Source organism: Streptococcus timonensis, assembly GCF_047460355.1.
In the GTDB taxonomy this organism is placed as follows: Bacteria; Bacillota; Bacilli; order Lactobacillales; family Streptococcaceae; genus Streptococcus; species Streptococcus timonensis_A.
Map to the genome: position 1 here is coordinate 1 of NZ_JASHGL010000006.1, position 15,302 is coordinate 15,302.

Here is a 15,302-nt window from a genome sequence, read left to right on the forward strand (position 1 = left end):
CAGTAAGAGCCCTGAGAGATGATCAGGTAGATAGGTTAGAAGTGGAAGTGTGGCGACACATGTAGCGGACTAATACTAATAGCTCGAGGACTTATCCAAAGTAACTGAGAATACGAAGCGTGATTAGTTTTTAAGTGAAATTTGAAAGATATTCAATTTTGAGTATGTATGACTCAGAGTTAAGTGACGATAGCCTAGGAGATACACCTGTACCCATGCCGAACACAGTAGTTAAGCCCTAGAACGCCGGAAGTAGTTGGGGGTTGCCCCCTGTGAGATATGGAAGTCGCTTAGCTCTAGGGAGTTTAGCTCAGCTGGGAGAGCATCTGCCTTACAAGCAGAGGGTCAGCGGTTCGATCCCGTTAACTCCCATTTTAGCGGGTGTAGTTTAGTGGTAAAACTACAGCCTTCCAAGCTGTTGTCGCGAGTTCGATTCTCGTCACCCGCTTTGAACTTTGTTCAAATACCAAGTTTTTTAACTTGGGCGCGTAGCTCAGGTGGTTAGAGCGCACGCCTGATAAGCGTGAGGTCGGTGGTTCGAGTCCACTCGTGCCCATTTTATATTATGGTCCGTTGGTCAAGGGGTTAAGACACCGCCTTTTCACGGCGGTAACACGGGTTCGAATCCCGTACGGACTATAGTTGGAGGATTACCCAAGTCCGGCTGAAGGGAACGGTCTTGAAAACCGTCAGGCGTGTAAAAGCGTGCGTGGGTTCGAATCCCACATCCTCCTTTCATATTAGCGCGGGATGGAGCAGCTCGGTAGCTCGTCGGGCTCATAACCCGAAGGTCGTAGGTTCAAATCCTGCTCCCGCAATTTTTTGGCTCGGTAGCTCAGTTGGTAGAGCAATGGATTGAAGCTCCATGTGTCGGCGGTTCGATTCCGTCTCGCGCCATTTATATTTTTTGGAAGGGTAGCGAAGAGGCTAAACGCGGCGGACTGTAAATCCGCTCCTTCGGGTTCGGGGGTTCGAATCCCTCCCCTTCCATAGTAACGGGCATAGTTTAAAGGTAGAACTAAGGTCTCCAAAACCTTCAGTGTGGGTTCAATTCCTACTGCCCGTGTTAGTAAAATTTTGGCGGGTGTGGTGAAGTGGTTAACACATCAGATTGTGGCTCTGACATTCGGGGGTTCGATTCCCCTCACTCGCCTATTTATATTATTGGGGTATAGCCAAGCGGTAAGGCAAGGGACTTTGACTCCCTCATGCGTTGGTTCGAATCCAGCTACCCCAGTTATACTTTGCCGGCGTGGCGGAATTGGCAGACGCGCTGGACTCAAAATCCAGTGTCCGCAAGGACGTGCCGGTTCGACCCCGGCCGCCGGTATAGTATTAAAGACAAGGTTTTCGGACCTTGTCTTTTTCTTTTATTTGTTGAATTTGTAACGCTGAGTTACTTAAAATTACTAGTTTTATAACAAATCATCTAATTTATCCGCTAATTTTTGTTGCTTGCTTGGATACAAATGAGAGTATGTATCTATTGTTGTAGTTATAGAAGCATGTCCTAATCTTTCTTTTACGACAAGATAATCTTCTCCTTGGTTTATTAGTAGGGAAGCATGTGAATGCCTGAAGTCATGAATTCTTATTTTTTTTAAAGAACTATCTCTTTGTAATATTTTTTTATATTGTTTTTCGATTGAATCCTTAGTTATCGTAATCGGGCTATTTTGAAATATCTGTAGATCATCTAGGTTGGTTGTAAATTCTTTTAATCTTTCATGCTGTGTTTGCCTCCATTCTTCTAGTGTCTCCACTAGTTTGGTGTTCATGATGATTCTTCGGGTTCCAGCTTTTGTCTTTGTACTACTAATGTGTTCTTCACCTTTTTTAACGTATATTGATTTACTTACATGGATTGTATTTGTAGAAAACTCTATGTCCTTCCACGTTAGAGCAAGAGCTTCTCCGAGTCTTAGACCAGTAAAAAATAGAACTGTGAATAGTAATTTTATATTGTATTCATCGTTGCTAAATAGTGTTAAGAAATGCTTAAATTCTTTTACTGTCCAGAAATTTAATTTTGCTTTTTCTATGGGTAATTTTTTCAGTAATCCTACGGGATGTTCCTTGTAAAATCCCTTTCTTAATCCAACATCCAGAATTTTCTTTAGTAAAATTATAATTTTATTAATAGTGTTTGGACTTAGCTTCTTTTCTGAGTTTTGAGTATTTTTATCTCTTAGATGTTCTCTGAATTGATAGATATCTTCATAAGTTAATTTAGCTACATCATCAACTTTTTCAAAATAGTTTTTTATATGCCTGTTATAGTTGTTTTCTTGTGTATCTATATAGCTTTGTTTTCTGTTGTTTATTCTATCCTCTTCTTTTAAGAGATCATAAAGGATATCAATTGATATTTTTGAGTTGAAACTTTTTTCTTTAAGTTCGACACTTCGTAAGTATTGTTCGGCCTCCAATGCTTCTTTTTTAGTTTTGAATCCTTTTCTTACAATTCTACGTTGTTTTAGAGATATTGGATTTATACCATTGGAAACATCAACAATCCAAGTTCCGTCTCTACTTTTACGTAAAGCCATAAGCTACGCTTCTTTCTGGAGTTCAATTCCTAATAGTTCTTCTGCGACACTGGCTGGAATTGTACCAATCCTTTTGTTATCGTAGATGTTAAAACCACGATTCACTAATAGTAATTTGCCGGTATGGATAATCTTTCTTGCAGTTCCTGGAGCAAATCCAAGTTCGATAAGGTCATCTTTTGTTACAGTTTTAATCATGTGATCTCCTTTTCTAATTAGATTAACTAAGGGGAGGATTAACTCCCCTTGTATTTTACTTATTTTTGTTTTACATCTACTAAATGGATAGCATCAGCCTTGTAATACATTGTCGTGCTAATCATAGTAGCTTGTAAATTGTCAAATGTAACTGGTACTTCATCCATTGCTTGGATATAGTCATTATCAACCAAGGCATCTGGATTGTCTACTGAGACTTGGGTTGATTTCTTTTTGAATTGTCCATCCTTGATCGTTACATTGTATTTCCAACCAATGATTTTATTGGTATTAAAACGTCTTTCGCTACCATCTCGGTTTTTGATAATTTCTCCGTTTGCATCTGCTCGGACTTCCGTTTCAAATTTTGGAATAACTTCATCCAATTCAAATTTTGTTCCAATATTATTAAAATTCCAGTCATTTTGTGAAAGCATTTTTGCCATAGTTAATTTCTCCTTTTGATATTTTCTTTGATTGTGGGGATCAAATCCTCTCTTTTAAAGAGTATAGCCCTTTCTATTAATCCACTTGCTAAATCTGGTGGATATTCCATATTGTTGAGTGCGAGATAGTTAGATTTCTCATGCTCATGCAATAAATTATTGTCGTATAGAAATTTATACGCTTTTAGAATAGCCCCTGAACCTTTATAGGTAAACCATTCTAATTTTTGTTCCAGTTCTGTTTTTGGTTTTGAAATAATGATAGAGACAGGTCTTGAGTGTCCTAAAAACTTATCCCAAGATCTCAAAGGTTTTGAGAAGTGACTATCACTATAGAACCTCACTTTTTCTTTGAGATATCCCTTGGTAAAGTTGAGAAGATCTATTTCTGAATCCAACCATTCTTGAATGAAGTAGTGAGCTTTTTCTTTCCTAAGTTCTAACTCAGTTCTTATCCAATTTTCTATATACCGCTTGCTGATCCCGAGCTTCTCAGCCCGTTCTAAGCGCTTATCGTAAATTCTAAGTCTTTCATCATCATTGGGTTTTCTTAAATATAAGGTCTGACCGATTGTTTCATCTCCGTAGGTATTGTAGTAGGTGCTTTTTCCATATATAAAGCGTTTCTTCTGACAAATCTTTAGAAGTTGATTAGGAGTGAAATAGGGTGTTTCATTAAAATCATCTATTGCAACATCAATTCGTCTTACTGAAAATTGATTGTAATTGTAGTAGAGGTTGTTCAGAAACTGTCTTTCGGACAGACTATTTGGATCTAATACCATATCTCTATAGAACTCGAGTGCCTGTCCTGACATGACAAGCATGTAGGACGACTCTTTCGCTCCATAGTAGATACGGATATTCCCATAATGAAGCTGGCTATCATAGTTATAGTATTTAAGGTTCCCCTTATTCTCAATAAATAGGTCAAAGTCAAGAAAAAGGATATCTTCGATTATTTCTTTTGGCGAAAATTCAGTCTTATCAAACTGAATTTGAATCCAGTCAAATACAGAACGTAAATGCTCATTTTTTGCCATAGATTTTGATTCAACTTTTTGCCTAATTTTGCCACCCTTAAAATCTCCAAAACCCTTGGTAATACTGAATTTTTTCGATGGTACACCTGACTTGCAGAGGGTGGTGTTACTACACACCCTATCGGTCAAAAATGGTCCGTCCGTATCTACGCTCATTTTCGGCTTTCTGCCTCATGGCTCAGCCGAAAACTCGCTATTAGCCGAACCTATTTTTTGACCTCTTCTGAACAAACCCTAGTAAGCCGGTTTGCATCGACTCTTCAATATCTTCGATTTTCTTTTTTAGGTTGGAATTCTCAATTTTTATCAGTCGCATTTCTCGCTTAAATTCCTGTTTTAAGTCGCTCAGTTCATCGTAGAGCTCATCTATTACTTGGTTTAGGGATTCATGCTCATTGTCTGCTAGACTCCCAAATACGGCTTGTATAGCCTCTTTTAGACCTATTTCAAGTTTTAGTTTAGCTAACTTTTGAAATTGTCTAAGATCTTCGTCTGTAAAGTCATAGGTAACTGTATAACTTAATTGATGAGTTCTGGGATTTCTACTGATAGGAATTTTAATTTTTTTAAATTCCTTGCCACTTATCTCTTTAATCAGTTGAATCCAATTTTTAAGAGTAGAGGTAGAGTTTAGGCCAGAAATTTGATTGACTAACTCTTTATTGGTCATCTTTTTGTGAAACCTCCGAAATTTTCTTGTGCAACTGAGGAGTTTTCTGTGGTATAATTGTTACATAATATGTTTTGATCTTGGAACGAACGGCACATTTGTTTCAAGATTTTTTATTTTGTCGAATCCTACCTCCTTTATTAAAATTTTTTAAATCGACTACTAGTTACATACGCTTTTACCTCCTTTTATGCTATAATATTCTCAATGGAATATTTAATCTCAAAATAAATATTCCTTATGGAATAATTCTATTTTATACCGTTTAGAATATTTTGTCAAGTAAAAATATACGATTAAGAATATTTATAGGAGACTTATGTATACAGAGGATTATAAATTTTCAGATAGATTAAAAACTCTCAGAAAATCAAAAAAATTAACTCAAGTACAAATATCGGAATTAATTGGAGTTCAACAAGGGACATATTCTCGTTGGGAGAATGGAACGTTAGAACCAGGATTAGAATTCGTTGTAAAGTTAGCAAATATCTTTGGTACTACTACAGATTATTTGCTGGGACAAAAACCTTATTCAATTATCAGTAGTTTACCTCTAGAACAATTAGATCTTACCAATATTGCAAACTTTTCAAAGGATGAGTTTGATATTTTGAAACATTCAATAGCAGTTTCGGTGGCAAGAAATAAAATAAAGGCAACAGAACTAAAAGATAGAGTTATAGAAAAAAATCAGTTGTCAGAAAAAGATGCAGAACTTTTGAATAAGATTTTTGAAGAAGTTAAAACTTATTGGGAAAATTAGGAGGACGCTAGTCTTCAAAATTCCCTCCCAAAATGTGTCCAAAATATTGACAGAATTCTAGCTTTTCATTATAGTTCTTATGGAACTTTTTTTCTACAACAAAATAGGCTCCATAATATCCATAGGGGATTTACCCACTACAAATAGTATAGAGCCGGTTTTATTAATGTCCTGCATTTCCTAATAAGTTAACCATGACAACACCAATGATAATCAAAATTAAACCGATAATGCTATAAACATTTAGTGTTTCTTTGAAAATCATTACTGCGATAGAGGCTGTCAAAACTAAACCGACAGCTGACCATGTTGCATAAGCTATTCCTACAGGAATTTTTTGAAATGCTAGTGATAAGAAATAGAAACAAACGCCATAGCTAAGTAGGGCAGAAACGGTTGGAATAGGCTTTGTAAAACCGTCTGATAATTTCAAAAGGTTAGTTCCCAATATCTCTCCTACAATGGCGATAAAAAGATAAAAGTATGACATGTCTTTAACCTCCTATATGTCATGTTTTTGCTCTAAGAGCTATTATAGCTATCCGTTTTTTATAAATCTTGGCACAAGTCATGAGAATTTGTAGTAAAACTGTGGCAGACACTTTTTCAGAACCAATAGCTGATAAGTTTAGTATATCATAAGATAAATTTTAAAAAAAGTCTTGATTTATTTCAATGTCTTGCGTGGTCTCGATTTTACTGGTAAAATTACTTTTAAGAACTTTAAAAAAGAGGCTTCTATATTTGACAAAACAATGACTTGTTGTCCCGAATGTGGGCATCCTTTGGAGAAAAAATTTTTAAAAGATGAGGGAGATATTCCTTATTGTTCACAATGTGCGAGTTTTCGTTTTCCAGTCTTTAATACAGCAATTAGTGCGATTTTATTTAATGAAAAACATGATAAGATTCTCTTGATTAAGCAATATGACATGGCTGAGCATATTTTGCTAGCTGGTTATGTGTCTAATGATATTCACAACCAATTTCTACAATCATTAAAGGCAATTAATTTAGCCTCTCTTATTACGGATATGGGTAATAAAATTGCACAAAACTAGTCCAAAACTCTTTTTAATAAGGAGTATACTTTCTAGCATTTTATAGTTACTAAAAAGTATCTAAACTTTGGAAGTGATACTAAGTTTTAAAAAATATTATGGAAAAAAAGCTTATAAAATCAATATTTCTGAGATTTAAAACTAATAATATTAGACTCAAAATCCAGTGTCCATTAGGACGTGCCGTTCGACCCCGGCCGCCGGTATAGTATTAAAGACAAGGTTTTCGAGCCTTGTTTTTTTATTTTAAATAAGTTTATAAAAATTTTACTAGAGATAGGTCTATACCATTTACAAATACTTTTGAAAGGTTTATAATATAATTGACATAATAAATAGTAGAATTTACTTTTAAAGGAGGTTATCATTATGCCTAATTATATTAAAGCTGATCAATTTTTCTATCCACATGGAATTCGCCGCGGAGGTTATCTAGAATTAATTGATGGTAAGTTTGGTAAACATCTTGACCAAGTTCCTGAGGGAGCTGATGTCATTGATTATTCTGGGTACAGTATTGCTCCGGGACTAGTTGATACTCACATTCATGGTTTCGGTGGTGTTGATGTTATGGATAATAATATCGAAGGAACCCTTCATACTATGAGTGAAGGACTTCTTAGCACTGGTGTTACTAGTTTCTTACCGACTACACTTACTTCATCTTATGAACAATTGTTGGCTGTTACTGAAAACATTGGTGCTCGTTACCAAGAGGCATCTGGTGCTAAAATTCGTGGGATTTATTTTGAAGGACCTTACTTTACAGAAGAATTTAAAGGTGCACAAAATCCTGCTTACATGAAAGATCCTCGTATGGATGAGTTCCGTGCTTGGCAAAAAGCTGCCAACGGTTTGTTAAATAAAATTGCTCTTGCTCCAGAGCGTGATGGCGTTGAGGATTTTGTTCGTACTGTGACGGGTGAAGGTGTAACTGTGGCTCTTGGGCACTCGAATGCGACATTCGATGAAGCTAAAAAGGCTGTTGACGCTGGTGCAAGTGTTTGGGTTCATGCTTATAATGGTATGCGTGGGTTAACTCACCGTGAACTTGGGATGGTTGGTGCCATGTATGAATTGCCTCATACTTATGCAGAATTAATCTGTGACGGTTACCACGTAGATCCGAAGGCCTGCGATATTCTTTTGAAACAAAAAGGTGTTGAAAATATTGCTCTTATCACTGACTGCATGACTGCGGGTGGTTTGCAAGATGGTAACTATATGTTGGGAGAATTCCCTGTAGTAGTTGCTAATGGTACTGCTCGTCTCAAGTCAACTGGAAACTTGGCAGGTTCTATTCTCAAACTTAAAGACGGTTTGAAAAATGTTGTTGAATGGGGCATTGCAAATCCACATGAAGCAGTTATGATGGCCAGTCTCAACCCAGCAAAATCAGTTCATATTGATGACGTTTGCGGACAAATCCGTGAAGGCTACGATGCTGACTTTATCGTCCTTGATAAAGATTTGGAATTGGTAGCGACTTATCTAGATGGTGTTAAACGTTACCAAGCATAAGATAGTAAAAGAAAGAGCATCCGAGAGGGTGTTCTTTTTATTTAGAATTGAAAAAATTGCCCTTATAATTGTGTTAAGCAAATTTCTTTTAATGTTCCATGAAATTAGATATAATAGACCATGCAAAGGAAGTAAAAGTATGTATCGAGTGATAGAAATGTATGGCGATTTTGAGCCTTGGTGGTTTATAGAGGGATGGGAAGAAGATATTATTGCTAGTAAACGATTTGATAATTACTATACTGCCTTAAAGTATTATAAATCATGTTGGTTTGCTATTGAAGAAAAAACACCTCTTTATAAGAGTCGAGGAGACTTAATGACCATCTTTTGGGATCCAAAAGATAAACGTTGGTGTGATGACTGTGATGAATTTCTTCAGCAATATCATTCCTTGGTCTTGTTGGAAGATGGGCAAGTCATTCCGGATGAAAAATTTAGACCTGGTTACGAAAAACAGACGGGTCATGAGAGTCACCGTAGCTGTTGTGTGAAAAAAGAGAGAACAACTTTTGAATAAGTTGTTCTTTTTTATTTTTTCTTCGAATAATAAAATGAGGAGGGTGATATGGTACAAACACTTGCACAAGATTTGATTTCGTTGGCTAAGAAAGAGGGAGCTCAAGATATTTACTTTATTCCCAAGGAAAATGTCTATGAAGTTCATATGCGAATTGGCGACGAGAGGCGTTATATTGGTCGTTATGACTTTGAAAAGTTAGGGGCAGTTATTAGTCACTTTAAGTTTCTTGCGGGGATGAACGTTGGAGAGAAGCGCCGTAGCCAGCTGGGGTCCTGTGATTATCAACATGGTGAAAAGGTATCTTCTCTTCGTCTATCAACCGTTGGGGATTATCGAGGCCATGAGAGCCTGGTTATCCGTCTCTTACATGATGAGCACCAAGAACTAAGGTTTTGGTTCCAAAATTTAGAAGAATTAGGAGAAATGCACAGGCAACGAGGTCTATACCTTTTTGCAGGACCAGTAGGTAGTGGAAAAACGACTCTTATGCATGAACTAGCCAAGTCTTTGTTTAAAGGGAAACAGGTCATGTCTGTTGAGGATCCTGTTGAGATTAAACAAGAAGAAATGTTGCAATTGCAATTAAACGAAGCTATTGGACTTAGTTATGAAAATCTAATCAAACTATCCTTACGTCATCGTCCAGATCTCTTAATCATCGGTGAGATTCGAGATAGTGAGACTGCTCGAGCAGTTGTTAGAGCTAGTTTGACTGGAGCGACAGTCTTTTCGACAATCCATGCCAAGAGTATCCGAGGTGTATATGAACGCCTCCTAGAATTAGGGGTCAGTGCGGAAGAGTTGGCAGTCGTTTTACAAGGCGTTTGTTATCAAAGATTAATAGGGGGAGGAGGAATGATTGATTTTGCAAACCAAAATTATCAAGAACATCGGGCAGAGCAGTGGAATCTGCAAATTGACCAACTTTTTAAAGATGGACATATCACTGCCCTTCAAGCTGAAACCGAAAAGATTAGCTACAAGTAAACAAAAGAAGATCATTACTCTTTTCAATAATCTCTATGCGAGTGGTTTTCACCTGGTTGAGATTATTTCCTTCTTAGAAAGAAGTCTATTGTTAGAAAAAGACTATGTATCTCAGATGCATCTAGGGCTTTCGCAAGGGAAATCTTTCTCGGAAATGATGGAAAATCTTGGTTTTTCAAGTTCGATTGTGACCCAACTTTCTTTGGCTGAACTACATGGAAATCTGCATCTAAGTTTAGGAAAGATAGAAGAATATCTGGATAATCTAGCCAAGGTCAAGAAGAAACTAATCGAAGTCGCAACTTACCCAGTGGTTTTGCTTGCTTTCTTAATTTTAATCATGCTGGGCTTGCGCAACTACCTTTTGCCCCAACTAGATAGCAGTAATGTAGCAACCCAAGTTATCAGTAATCTACCACAGCTATTTCTTGGGGCAACACTTTTAGTGGGTCTAGGAATCTTCTCTAGTTTGATTTTCTACAGAAAATCCGGTAAAGTAAGGGTCTTTTCGCTACTTGCTCGTATCCCTTTTCTAGGAAGGTTTGTCCAAGATTATTTGACTGCCTACTATTCTCGAGAATGGGGCAATATGATTGCTCAAGGCTTAGAGTTGACACAGATATTCCAGATGATGCAGGAGCAAGGCAATCCCCTGTTTAGAGAGATTGGTCAAGACTTAGCCCAAGCCTTACAAAATGGGCAGGAATTTTCCAAGGTTGTTCTAGCGTATCCTTTCTTTAGAAGAGAATTGGGTTTGATTATTGAATATGGTGAGGTTAAGTCTAAGCTGGGAAGTGAACTGGAGATTTATGCGGAGAAAACTTGGGAATCGTTCTTTACTCGGGTTAATCGAACCATGAATCTAGTCCAACCCCTAGTCTTTATCTTTGTAGCTCTACTTATCGTTTTATTGTATGCGGCCATGTTGCTGCCAATGTATCAAAATATGGAGGTTCATTTTTAAAATGAAAAAACTAATTATGAAATTAAAAGAAGCTAAAACTAAAGCTTTTACTCTTGTAGAAATGTTGATCGTCTTACTGATTATTAGTGTTCTGCTATTGCTTTTTGTCCCAAATCTGACCAAGCAAAAAGATGCGGTTAATGACAAAGGGAAGGCAGCTGTAGTTAAGGTAGTAGAGAGTCAAGCGGAGCTTTATAGTTTAGATAAGAATGAGGAAGCTAGTTTGAGTAAACTCGAGGCTGATGGTCGTATTACAGCAGAACAAGCCAAGGCTTATAAAGAGTATCATGTTAAGCAAAATAAAGCTCAAACAGTCGCAGATTAGGGCCTTTACCATGTTAGAGAGCCTCTTGGTGTTAGGTCTTGTTAGTCTCTTGGCTTTGAGTTTGTCAAATTCTGTCCAATCAACATTTGCAGCTGTAGAGGAGCAAATATTCTTTATGGAATTTGAAGAATTTTACCGAGAAACACAGCAGTTAAGCCTAGCTGGACAAAAGAAGATTAGTTTGGATTTTCATGACAGAAGCATTAGTAATGGATATCAAAAGTTAGCGATTCCTAACAGTATTCAACTTCAGTCACATCAGTCAATAAATTTTGATAAGGCTGGAGGGAATTCTTCTCTAGCCAGCATCAGGTTTCAAACAAGGAAAGAAGTAGTTCGCTACCAGCTATATCTAGGAAATGGAAAAATTAAACGTATTCAAGAAGCAAAAAATTAAGGCAGTTATTCTATTAGAGACAATTATTTCATTAGCTATCTTTGTCAGTATAGCCACTCTCCTACTTGGTCAAATCCAAGAAAATCGACGGATGGAAGCAGAACTCTTGCAAAAGGAGGAGGTCTTACGAGTGGCTCGTATGGCTTTACAAACAGAAGCAGAGACTCTGACAGTTAATGGCATTACTATTCGAGTTCTTTCAAGTGAGCAAGGATTGGAGGTCTACCATGGTACTGAAAAGTTATTGGACATACAGGAAAGGTAGAGTGCGAGCTTTTACACTTTTAGAATCATTAATCGCCCTAGTAGTCATCAGTGGGAGTTTGCTCCTATTTCAAGCGATGAGTCAGCTTTTGGTGTCGGAAGTCCGCTATCAGCAAAGAAGTGAGCAAAGGGATTGGCTCTTGTTTGTTGACCAACTGGAATCAGAATTGGAGCATAGTCATTTTGAAAAAGTGGACAAGGATAGAATTTATCTGAAGCAAGATGGTAAGGAGATTTCCATGGGAAAGTCAAGAAGTGATGATTTTCGCAAAACCGATGCCAGTGGGCGGGGCTATCAACCCATGGTTTACGGTCTCAAATCAGCTCGTATTCAACAAGAAGGACAAGTTGTACATTTTCATTTTCAGTTTGAAAAGGGGCTAGAAAGGGAATTTCTCTATCGTGTGGAAAAAGAAAAAAGTTAAGGCGGGAGTTCTCCTCTATGCCATTACCATAGCTGGGATCTTTAGTCTCTTGTTGCAGTTTTATCTCAATCGACAAGTTGCCCATCAGCAAACCTATGTCTTGAATAAAGAAAAATTAGCTGCTTTTGCTATGGCTATGAAAAGCCGTCAAAAGGCCACTTTAAAAAGTGGAGAAAGAACCTTTAATCTCGGGAAAGTGACTTATAAAGATAATTCCAAAGGTTTTATTATAAATGTGAATACGGATAAACATTATTTTGAATTTATCTTGCCAACTTTGAAAAAGGTAGAAGAACAGGCTGATAAAACTGTAGATAAGGAAAAGAACCCAGGAAATCATGTTACCAGAGAAGAAAGAAGCGAAGATAAGCTCCCTCAAGTGAATGAAAGGCCAGTTCAAGAGTCTTCTAAAAAAGCTGATTAAGTTGGGCTTTTCCCAGGAAGTTTTCGTTCCAAAGGAGAAAATATCAATAGCTAGTGAAGGGTGACAGACCTGAAAGTAGTGACTTGGCTCAAGGATTTTGTCTAAAATCATGCTATAATAGATACATATGGAGGACGAGAAATGGCAAGTGTAAAATTATATCTAGTGCGTCATGGGAAAACAATGTTTAATACGATTGGGCGTGCTCAAGGCTGGAGTGATACTCCTTTAACAGCTGAAGGTGAGCGAGGTATTCACGAATTGGGAATTGGTTTGCGTGAGTCAGGCTTAAAGTTTGAGCGTGCTTACTCGAGTGACTCAGGACGTACCATCCAGACTATGGGAATTATCCTTGAGGAACTAGGTTTAACAGGGCAAATTCCTTATCGTATGGATAAGCGAATCCGTGAATGGTGCTTTGGTAGTTTTGATGGTGCTTATGATGGGGACTTATTTATGGGGATTATTCCTCGTATCTTTAATGTCGATCATGTGCATCGTTTGTCCTATGCTGAGCTGGCTGAAGGTCTGGTAGAAGTAGACACAGCAGGTTGGGCTGAAGGATGGGAAAAGCTAAGTGGTCGTATCTGGGAAGGCTTTGAAGCCATTGCCAAGGAAATGGAAGCCAATGGGGGAGGGAATGCTCTGGTAGTCAGCCATGGAATGACTATTGGTACCATTGTTTACCTCATTAACGGCATGCATCCACATGGTCTTGATAACGGAAGTGTGACGATTCTTGAGTACGAAGATGGTCAGTTTTCAGTCAAGATTGTTGGGGACTGTAGCTACCGTGAAATTGGACGAGCTCAATTAGACAAGCAAGATAGTTCAGAACAATAAAATTCAGTACTAAATTTAGAAGAATTTTTAAAGGATTGATAGAATGCTAATGTCGTGCTTGCACAAGCTTCTGAGAGCTGAGTGCTTTGACAATAGCATTCTTTTTTGTTAGAATAGTATCAACATGAAAGCATAAGAAGGGACTGACAGAACTGTCGTCCCCTTTTGTCTATCTTATAAGGGGGAAATATGCTGTTTCAGAAAATAAAAGCCTATAAATGGCAGGCCCTGGCTTCCTTGGTTATGACAGGTCTAATGGTAACGAGTTCACTCTTGCAACCACGTTATTTGCAGGAGGTTTTAGAGGCCCTACTAACAGGTGATAATGAAGCTATTTATACTATCGGTTTTTGGTTAATTCTTGTTGCCTTGATTGGTTTGGTTGCAGGTGGGATCAATGTAGTGTTAGCAGCTTACATTGCTCAAGGAGTTTCGTCTGACTTACGTGAAGATGCCTTTCGTAAGATTCAAACTTTTTCATACGCCAATATTGAGAAGTTTAATGCAGGGAACCTCGTTGTGCGTATGACCAACGATATCAATCAGATTCAAAACGTCGTTATGATGACCTTCCAAATCCTCTTTCGACTACCGATTTTATTTATTGGTTCCTTTATATTAGCCGTTGTTACTCTGCCTTCGCTGTGGTGGGTGCTAGTTCTCATGGTCGTTCTGATTGTTGCCATAATGGGTTTTATGATGGGAGTTGTGGGACCGCGCTTTGCAAAATTCCAGACCTTACTAGAGCGTATCAATGCCATTGCTAAAGAAAATTTGCGTGGTGTGCGCGTGGTTAAGTCTTTTGTCCGAGAAAAAGATCAGTTTGATAAATTTACGCAGGTGTCAGATGAATTGTTGGGAGAAAACCTTTATATCGGTTATGCCTTTTCTGTTATGCAACCTGCAATGATGTTGATTTCTTACGGGGCTGTTTTTCTCTCAATCTGGCTTGTAGCAGGTATGGCAGAGTCAGATCCATCAGTAGTTGGTTCCATTGCTTCCTTTGTAAACTACCTGAGTCAGATTATCTTTACCATCGTCATGGTTGGATTTTTGGGGAATTCAGTCACTCGTGCTATGATTTCCCTTCGTCGTATTCGTGAAATCCTTGATACAGAACCAGCTATGACTTTCAATGATGTGGAAGATGAAGAATTGGAAGGAAGTCTCAGTTTTGAAAATGTTACCTTTACCTATCCAAATGATGAAGAACCTATTCTAAAAGATGTATCCTTCGATATCGCAGCTGGTGAAATGGTTGGGGTTGTCGGAGCAACTGGTGCAGGGAAATCAACCTTGGCTCAGTTGATTCCACGATTATTTGATCCTCAGCAAGGTTCGATCAAGATTGGTGGAAAGGATATTCGGACAGTTAGTGAAGGGACGCTTCGTAAGACAGTTTCTATCGTCCTACAAAAAGCCATTCTCTTTAGTGGAACTATCGCAGATAATCTCAGACAAGGTAAGGGAGATGCGACAGTTTCAGAAATGGAACGCGCAGCTCGCATCGCCCAGGCCAGTGAATTTATTAGTCGTATGGACTTGGCCTTTGAGAGTCCGGTTGAGGAACGTGGGACTAACTTTTCTGGTGGACAAAAACAAAGAATGTCTATTGCGCGTGGGATTGTCAGCAATCCTCGTATCTTGATTTTTGATGATTCAACCTCTGCCCTTGATGCCAAATCGGAACGTTTGGTTCAAGAAGCTCTCAACAAGGATTTGAAGGGGACGACTACGATTATCATCGCACAAAAGATTAGCTCTGTTGTGCATGCTGATAAAATTTTAGTGCTTGACCAAGGGCGTTTGATTGGTCAAGGTAAACACGCTGACTTGGTTGCAACAAACCCAGTTTATCGTGAAATTTACGAGACGCAAAAAGGAAAGGAGGAGTAG

Annotated in this window: 19 protein-coding genes, 12 tRNA genes and 2 rRNA genes; 27 read left to right on the forward strand and 6 right to left on the reverse strand. The window is 38.1% G+C overall.

What is annotated here, in order from left to right; all coding sequences use genetic code 11:
- The 14 genes from QM941_RS08805 to QM941_RS08870 form a co-directional block, all read left to right on the forward strand.
- Positions 1-99 (forward strand): 23S ribosomal RNA (locus QM941_RS08805); the annotation flags it as partial.
- 80 nt (positions 100-179) lie between these two features.
- A 5S ribosomal RNA gene (rrf, locus tag QM941_RS08810) occupies positions 180-295 on the forward strand.
- 4 nt (positions 296-299) lie between these two features.
- Positions 300-372, forward strand: a tRNA-Val gene (locus QM941_RS08815).
- Between the two features lie 5 nt (positions 373-377).
- Positions 378-448, forward strand: a tRNA-Gly gene (locus QM941_RS08820).
- A gap of 34 nt (positions 449-482) precedes the next feature.
- Positions 483-556, forward strand: a tRNA-Ile gene (locus QM941_RS08825).
- Positions 557-567: 11 nt separating this feature from the next.
- A tRNA-Glu gene (locus QM941_RS08830) sits at positions 568-639 on the forward strand.
- 5 nt (positions 640-644) lie between these two features.
- Positions 645-734: transfer RNA gene (locus tag QM941_RS08835), tRNA-Ser, on the forward strand.
- Positions 735-744: 10 nt separating this feature from the next.
- Positions 745-818: transfer RNA gene (locus tag QM941_RS08840), tRNA-Met, on the forward strand.
- A 6-nt stretch (positions 819-824) separates the two neighbouring features.
- Positions 825-897: transfer RNA gene (locus QM941_RS08845), tRNA-Phe, on the forward strand.
- A gap of 12 nt (positions 898-909) precedes the next feature.
- Positions 910-990, forward strand: a tRNA-Tyr gene (locus tag QM941_RS08850).
- Between the two features lie 5 nt (positions 991-995).
- Positions 996-1,066, forward strand: a tRNA-Trp gene (locus QM941_RS08855).
- A 14-nt stretch (positions 1,067-1,080) separates the two neighbouring features.
- Positions 1,081-1,153: transfer RNA gene (locus QM941_RS08860), tRNA-His, on the forward strand.
- A gap of 12 nt (positions 1,154-1,165) precedes the next feature.
- Positions 1,166-1,237: transfer RNA gene (locus QM941_RS08865), tRNA-Gln, on the forward strand.
- 9 nt (positions 1,238-1,246) lie between these two features.
- A tRNA-Leu gene (locus QM941_RS08870) sits at positions 1,247-1,330 on the forward strand.
- 85 nt (positions 1,331-1,415) lie between these two features.
- Here QM941_RS08870 and QM941_RS08875 read toward each other — a convergent pair.
- Genes QM941_RS08875 through QM941_RS08895 form a run of 5 tightly spaced genes read right to left on the reverse strand, consistent with a single transcriptional unit; the run spans position 1,416 to position 4,906 of the window.
- Positions 1,416-2,549: a tyrosine-type recombinase/integrase gene (locus QM941_RS08875; protein WP_414340202.1), complete on the reverse strand. Its 1,134-nt coding sequence runs from the start codon at positions 2,547-2,549 to the stop codon at positions 1,416-1,418.
- 3 nt (positions 2,550-2,552) lie between these two features.
- On the reverse strand, positions 2,553-2,747 hold the full coding sequence (locus tag QM941_RS08880; protein WP_000598356.1) for a DUF3173 domain-containing protein: 195 nt from the start codon (positions 2,745-2,747) through the stop codon (positions 2,553-2,555).
- 59 nt (positions 2,748-2,806) lie between these two features.
- A complete protein-coding gene (locus QM941_RS08885) occupies positions 2,807-3,193 on the reverse strand; it encodes a hypothetical protein (RefSeq protein WP_014712744.1) in 387 nt (128 codons plus the stop codon).
- 2 nt (positions 3,194-3,195) lie between these two features.
- On the reverse strand, positions 3,196-4,392 hold the full coding sequence (locus tag QM941_RS08890) for a replication initiation factor domain-containing protein (protein WP_414340203.1): 1,197 nt from the start codon (positions 4,390-4,392) through the stop codon (positions 3,196-3,198).
- Positions 4,393-4,432: 40 nt separating this feature from the next.
- Positions 4,433-4,906: a hypothetical protein gene (locus QM941_RS08895; protein WP_154854128.1), complete on the reverse strand. Its 474-nt coding sequence runs from the start codon at positions 4,904-4,906 to the stop codon at positions 4,433-4,435.
- Between the two features lie 319 nt (positions 4,907-5,225).
- On the opposite strand from QM941_RS08895, the gene QM941_RS08900 reads away from it, so the two are divergent.
- The gene (locus tag QM941_RS08900; RefSeq protein WP_049518301.1) at positions 5,226-5,672 is read left to right on the forward strand and encodes a helix-turn-helix transcriptional regulator; all 447 of its coding nucleotides are present in this window, start codon (positions 5,226-5,228) and stop codon (positions 5,670-5,672) included.
- A gap of 163 nt (positions 5,673-5,835) precedes the next feature.
- Here the strand turns inward: QM941_RS08900 and QM941_RS08905 are convergent, their stop codons facing one another.
- Positions 5,836-6,162: a DMT family transporter gene (locus QM941_RS08905; protein WP_414340204.1), complete on the reverse strand. Its 327-nt coding sequence runs from the start codon at positions 6,160-6,162 to the stop codon at positions 5,836-5,838.
- A 190-nt stretch (positions 6,163-6,352) separates the two neighbouring features.
- Between QM941_RS08905 and QM941_RS08910 the strand changes: the two genes are divergently transcribed.
- The 12 genes from QM941_RS08910 to QM941_RS08965 all read left to right on the forward strand — a co-directional run bounded on the left by QM941_RS08910 (position 6,353) and on the right by QM941_RS08965 (position 15,302).
- A complete protein-coding gene (locus QM941_RS08910; RefSeq protein WP_247943199.1) occupies positions 6,353-6,733 on the forward strand; it encodes an NAD(+) diphosphatase in 381 nt (126 codons plus the stop codon).
- A 369-nt stretch (positions 6,734-7,102) separates the two neighbouring features.
- The gene (gene nagA, locus QM941_RS08915; RefSeq protein ID WP_414340205.1) at positions 7,103-8,254 is read left to right on the forward strand and encodes an N-acetylglucosamine-6-phosphate deacetylase; all 1,152 of its coding nucleotides are present in this window, start codon (positions 7,103-7,105) and stop codon (positions 8,252-8,254) included.
- A 139-nt stretch (positions 8,255-8,393) separates the two neighbouring features.
- Complete coding sequence (locus QM941_RS08920; RefSeq protein WP_414340206.1) at positions 8,394-8,774, forward strand: DUF1033 family protein; 381 nt, start codon at positions 8,394-8,396, stop codon at positions 8,772-8,774.
- A gap of 48 nt (positions 8,775-8,822) precedes the next feature.
- The gene (gene comGA, locus QM941_RS08925; RefSeq protein ID WP_414340207.1) at positions 8,823-9,764 is read left to right on the forward strand and encodes a competence type IV pilus ATPase ComGA; all 942 of its coding nucleotides are present in this window, start codon (positions 8,823-8,825) and stop codon (positions 9,762-9,764) included.
- Positions 9,712-10,728, forward strand: coding sequence for a competence type IV pilus assembly protein ComGB (gene comGB, locus QM941_RS08930; protein ID WP_414340208.1), 1,017 nt, complete (start codon positions 9,712-9,714; stop codon positions 10,726-10,728). The genes comGA and comGB overlap by 53 nt, the downstream gene beginning before the upstream one ends.
- A gap of 1 nt (position 10,729) precedes the next feature.
- On the forward strand, positions 10,730-11,053 hold the full coding sequence (gene comGC, locus QM941_RS08935) for a competence type IV pilus major pilin ComGC (protein ID WP_414340209.1): 324 nt from the start codon (positions 10,730-10,732) through the stop codon (positions 11,051-11,053).
- On the forward strand, positions 11,016-11,450 hold the full coding sequence (gene comGD / locus QM941_RS08940; RefSeq protein WP_414340210.1) for a competence type IV pilus minor pilin ComGD: 435 nt from the start codon (positions 11,016-11,018) through the stop codon (positions 11,448-11,450). The genes comGC and comGD overlap by 38 nt, the downstream gene beginning before the upstream one ends.
- Positions 11,413-11,715 carry a competence type IV pilus minor pilin ComGE gene (gene comGE, locus QM941_RS08945; RefSeq protein ID WP_414340211.1) on the forward strand — a complete coding sequence of 101 codons (303 nt, stop codon included), beginning with the start codon at positions 11,413-11,415 and terminating at the stop codon, positions 11,713-11,715. Before comGD ends, comGE begins: the two co-directional genes overlap by 38 nt.
- Positions 11,678-12,139 carry a competence type IV pilus minor pilin ComGF gene (gene comGF, locus QM941_RS08950; RefSeq protein WP_414340212.1) on the forward strand — a complete coding sequence of 154 codons (462 nt, stop codon included), beginning with the start codon at positions 11,678-11,680 and terminating at the stop codon, positions 12,137-12,139. Before comGE ends, comGF begins: the two co-directional genes overlap by 38 nt.
- Entirely contained in the window at positions 12,117-12,563 is a 447-nt protein-coding gene (comGG, locus tag QM941_RS08955; protein ID WP_414340213.1) for a competence type IV pilus minor pilin ComGG, read from the forward strand. Before comGF ends, comGG begins: the two co-directional genes overlap by 23 nt.
- Before the next feature lie 141 nt (positions 12,564-12,704).
- Positions 12,705-13,406 (forward strand): histidine phosphatase family protein, encoded by a 702-nt coding sequence (locus QM941_RS08960; RefSeq protein WP_223333822.1) that lies wholly within the window; start codon positions 12,705-12,707, stop codon positions 13,404-13,406.
- A gap of 189 nt (positions 13,407-13,595) precedes the next feature.
- Positions 13,596-15,302 (forward strand): ABC transporter ATP-binding protein, encoded by a 1,707-nt coding sequence (locus QM941_RS08965; protein ID WP_414340214.1) that lies wholly within the window; start codon positions 13,596-13,598, stop codon positions 15,300-15,302.

Bases quoted from the DNA above. Each gene is read 5' to 3' on its own strand.
- QM941_RS08875 (WP_414340202.1), bottom strand. From the start codon at position 2,549: ATGGCTTTACGTAAAAGTAGAGACGGAACTTGGATTGTTGATGTTTCC.
- QM941_RS08880 (WP_000598356.1), bottom strand. From the start codon at position 2,747: ATGATTAAAACTGTAACAAAAGATGACCTTATCGAACTTGGATTTGCT.
- QM941_RS08885 (WP_014712744.1), bottom strand. From the start codon at position 3,193: ATGGCAAAAATGCTTTCACAAAATGACTGGAATTTTAATAATATTGGA.
- QM941_RS08890 (WP_414340203.1), bottom strand. From the start codon at position 4,392: ATGAGCGTAGATACGGACGGACCATTTTTGACCGATAGGGTGTGTAGT.
- QM941_RS08895 (WP_154854128.1), bottom strand. From the start codon at position 4,906: ATGACCAATAAAGAGTTAGTCAATCAAATTTCTGGCCTAAACTCTACC.
- QM941_RS08900 (WP_049518301.1), top strand. From the start codon at position 5,226: ATGTATACAGAGGATTATAAATTTTCAGATAGATTAAAAACTCTCAGA.
- QM941_RS08905 (WP_414340204.1), bottom strand. From the start codon at position 6,162: ATGTCATACTTTTATCTTTTTATCGCCATTGTAGGAGAGATATTGGGA.
- nagA (WP_414340205.1), top strand. From the start codon at position 7,103: ATGCCTAATTATATTAAAGCTGATCAATTTTTCTATCCACATGGAATT.
- QM941_RS08920 (WP_414340206.1), top strand. From the start codon at position 8,394: ATGTATCGAGTGATAGAAATGTATGGCGATTTTGAGCCTTGGTGGTTT.
- comGA (WP_414340207.1), top strand. From the start codon at position 8,823: ATGGTACAAACACTTGCACAAGATTTGATTTCGTTGGCTAAGAAAGAG.
- comGB (WP_414340208.1), top strand. From the start codon at position 9,712: ATGGACATATCACTGCCCTTCAAGCTGAAACCGAAAAGATTAGCTACA.
- comGC (WP_414340209.1), top strand. From the start codon at position 10,730: ATGAAAAAACTAATTATGAAATTAAAAGAAGCTAAAACTAAAGCTTTT.
- comGD (WP_414340210.1), top strand. From the start codon at position 11,016: ATGTTAAGCAAAATAAAGCTCAAACAGTCGCAGATTAGGGCCTTTACC.
- comGE (WP_414340211.1), top strand. From the start codon at position 11,413: ATGGAAAAATTAAACGTATTCAAGAAGCAAAAAATTAAGGCAGTTATT.
- comGF (WP_414340212.1), top strand. From the start codon at position 11,678: ATGGTACTGAAAAGTTATTGGACATACAGGAAAGGTAGAGTGCGAGCT.
- QM941_RS08960 (WP_223333822.1), top strand. From the start codon at position 12,705: ATGGCAAGTGTAAAATTATATCTAGTGCGTCATGGGAAAACAATGTTT.
- QM941_RS08965 (WP_414340214.1), top strand. From the start codon at position 13,596: ATGCTGTTTCAGAAAATAAAAGCCTATAAATGGCAGGCCCTGGCTTCC.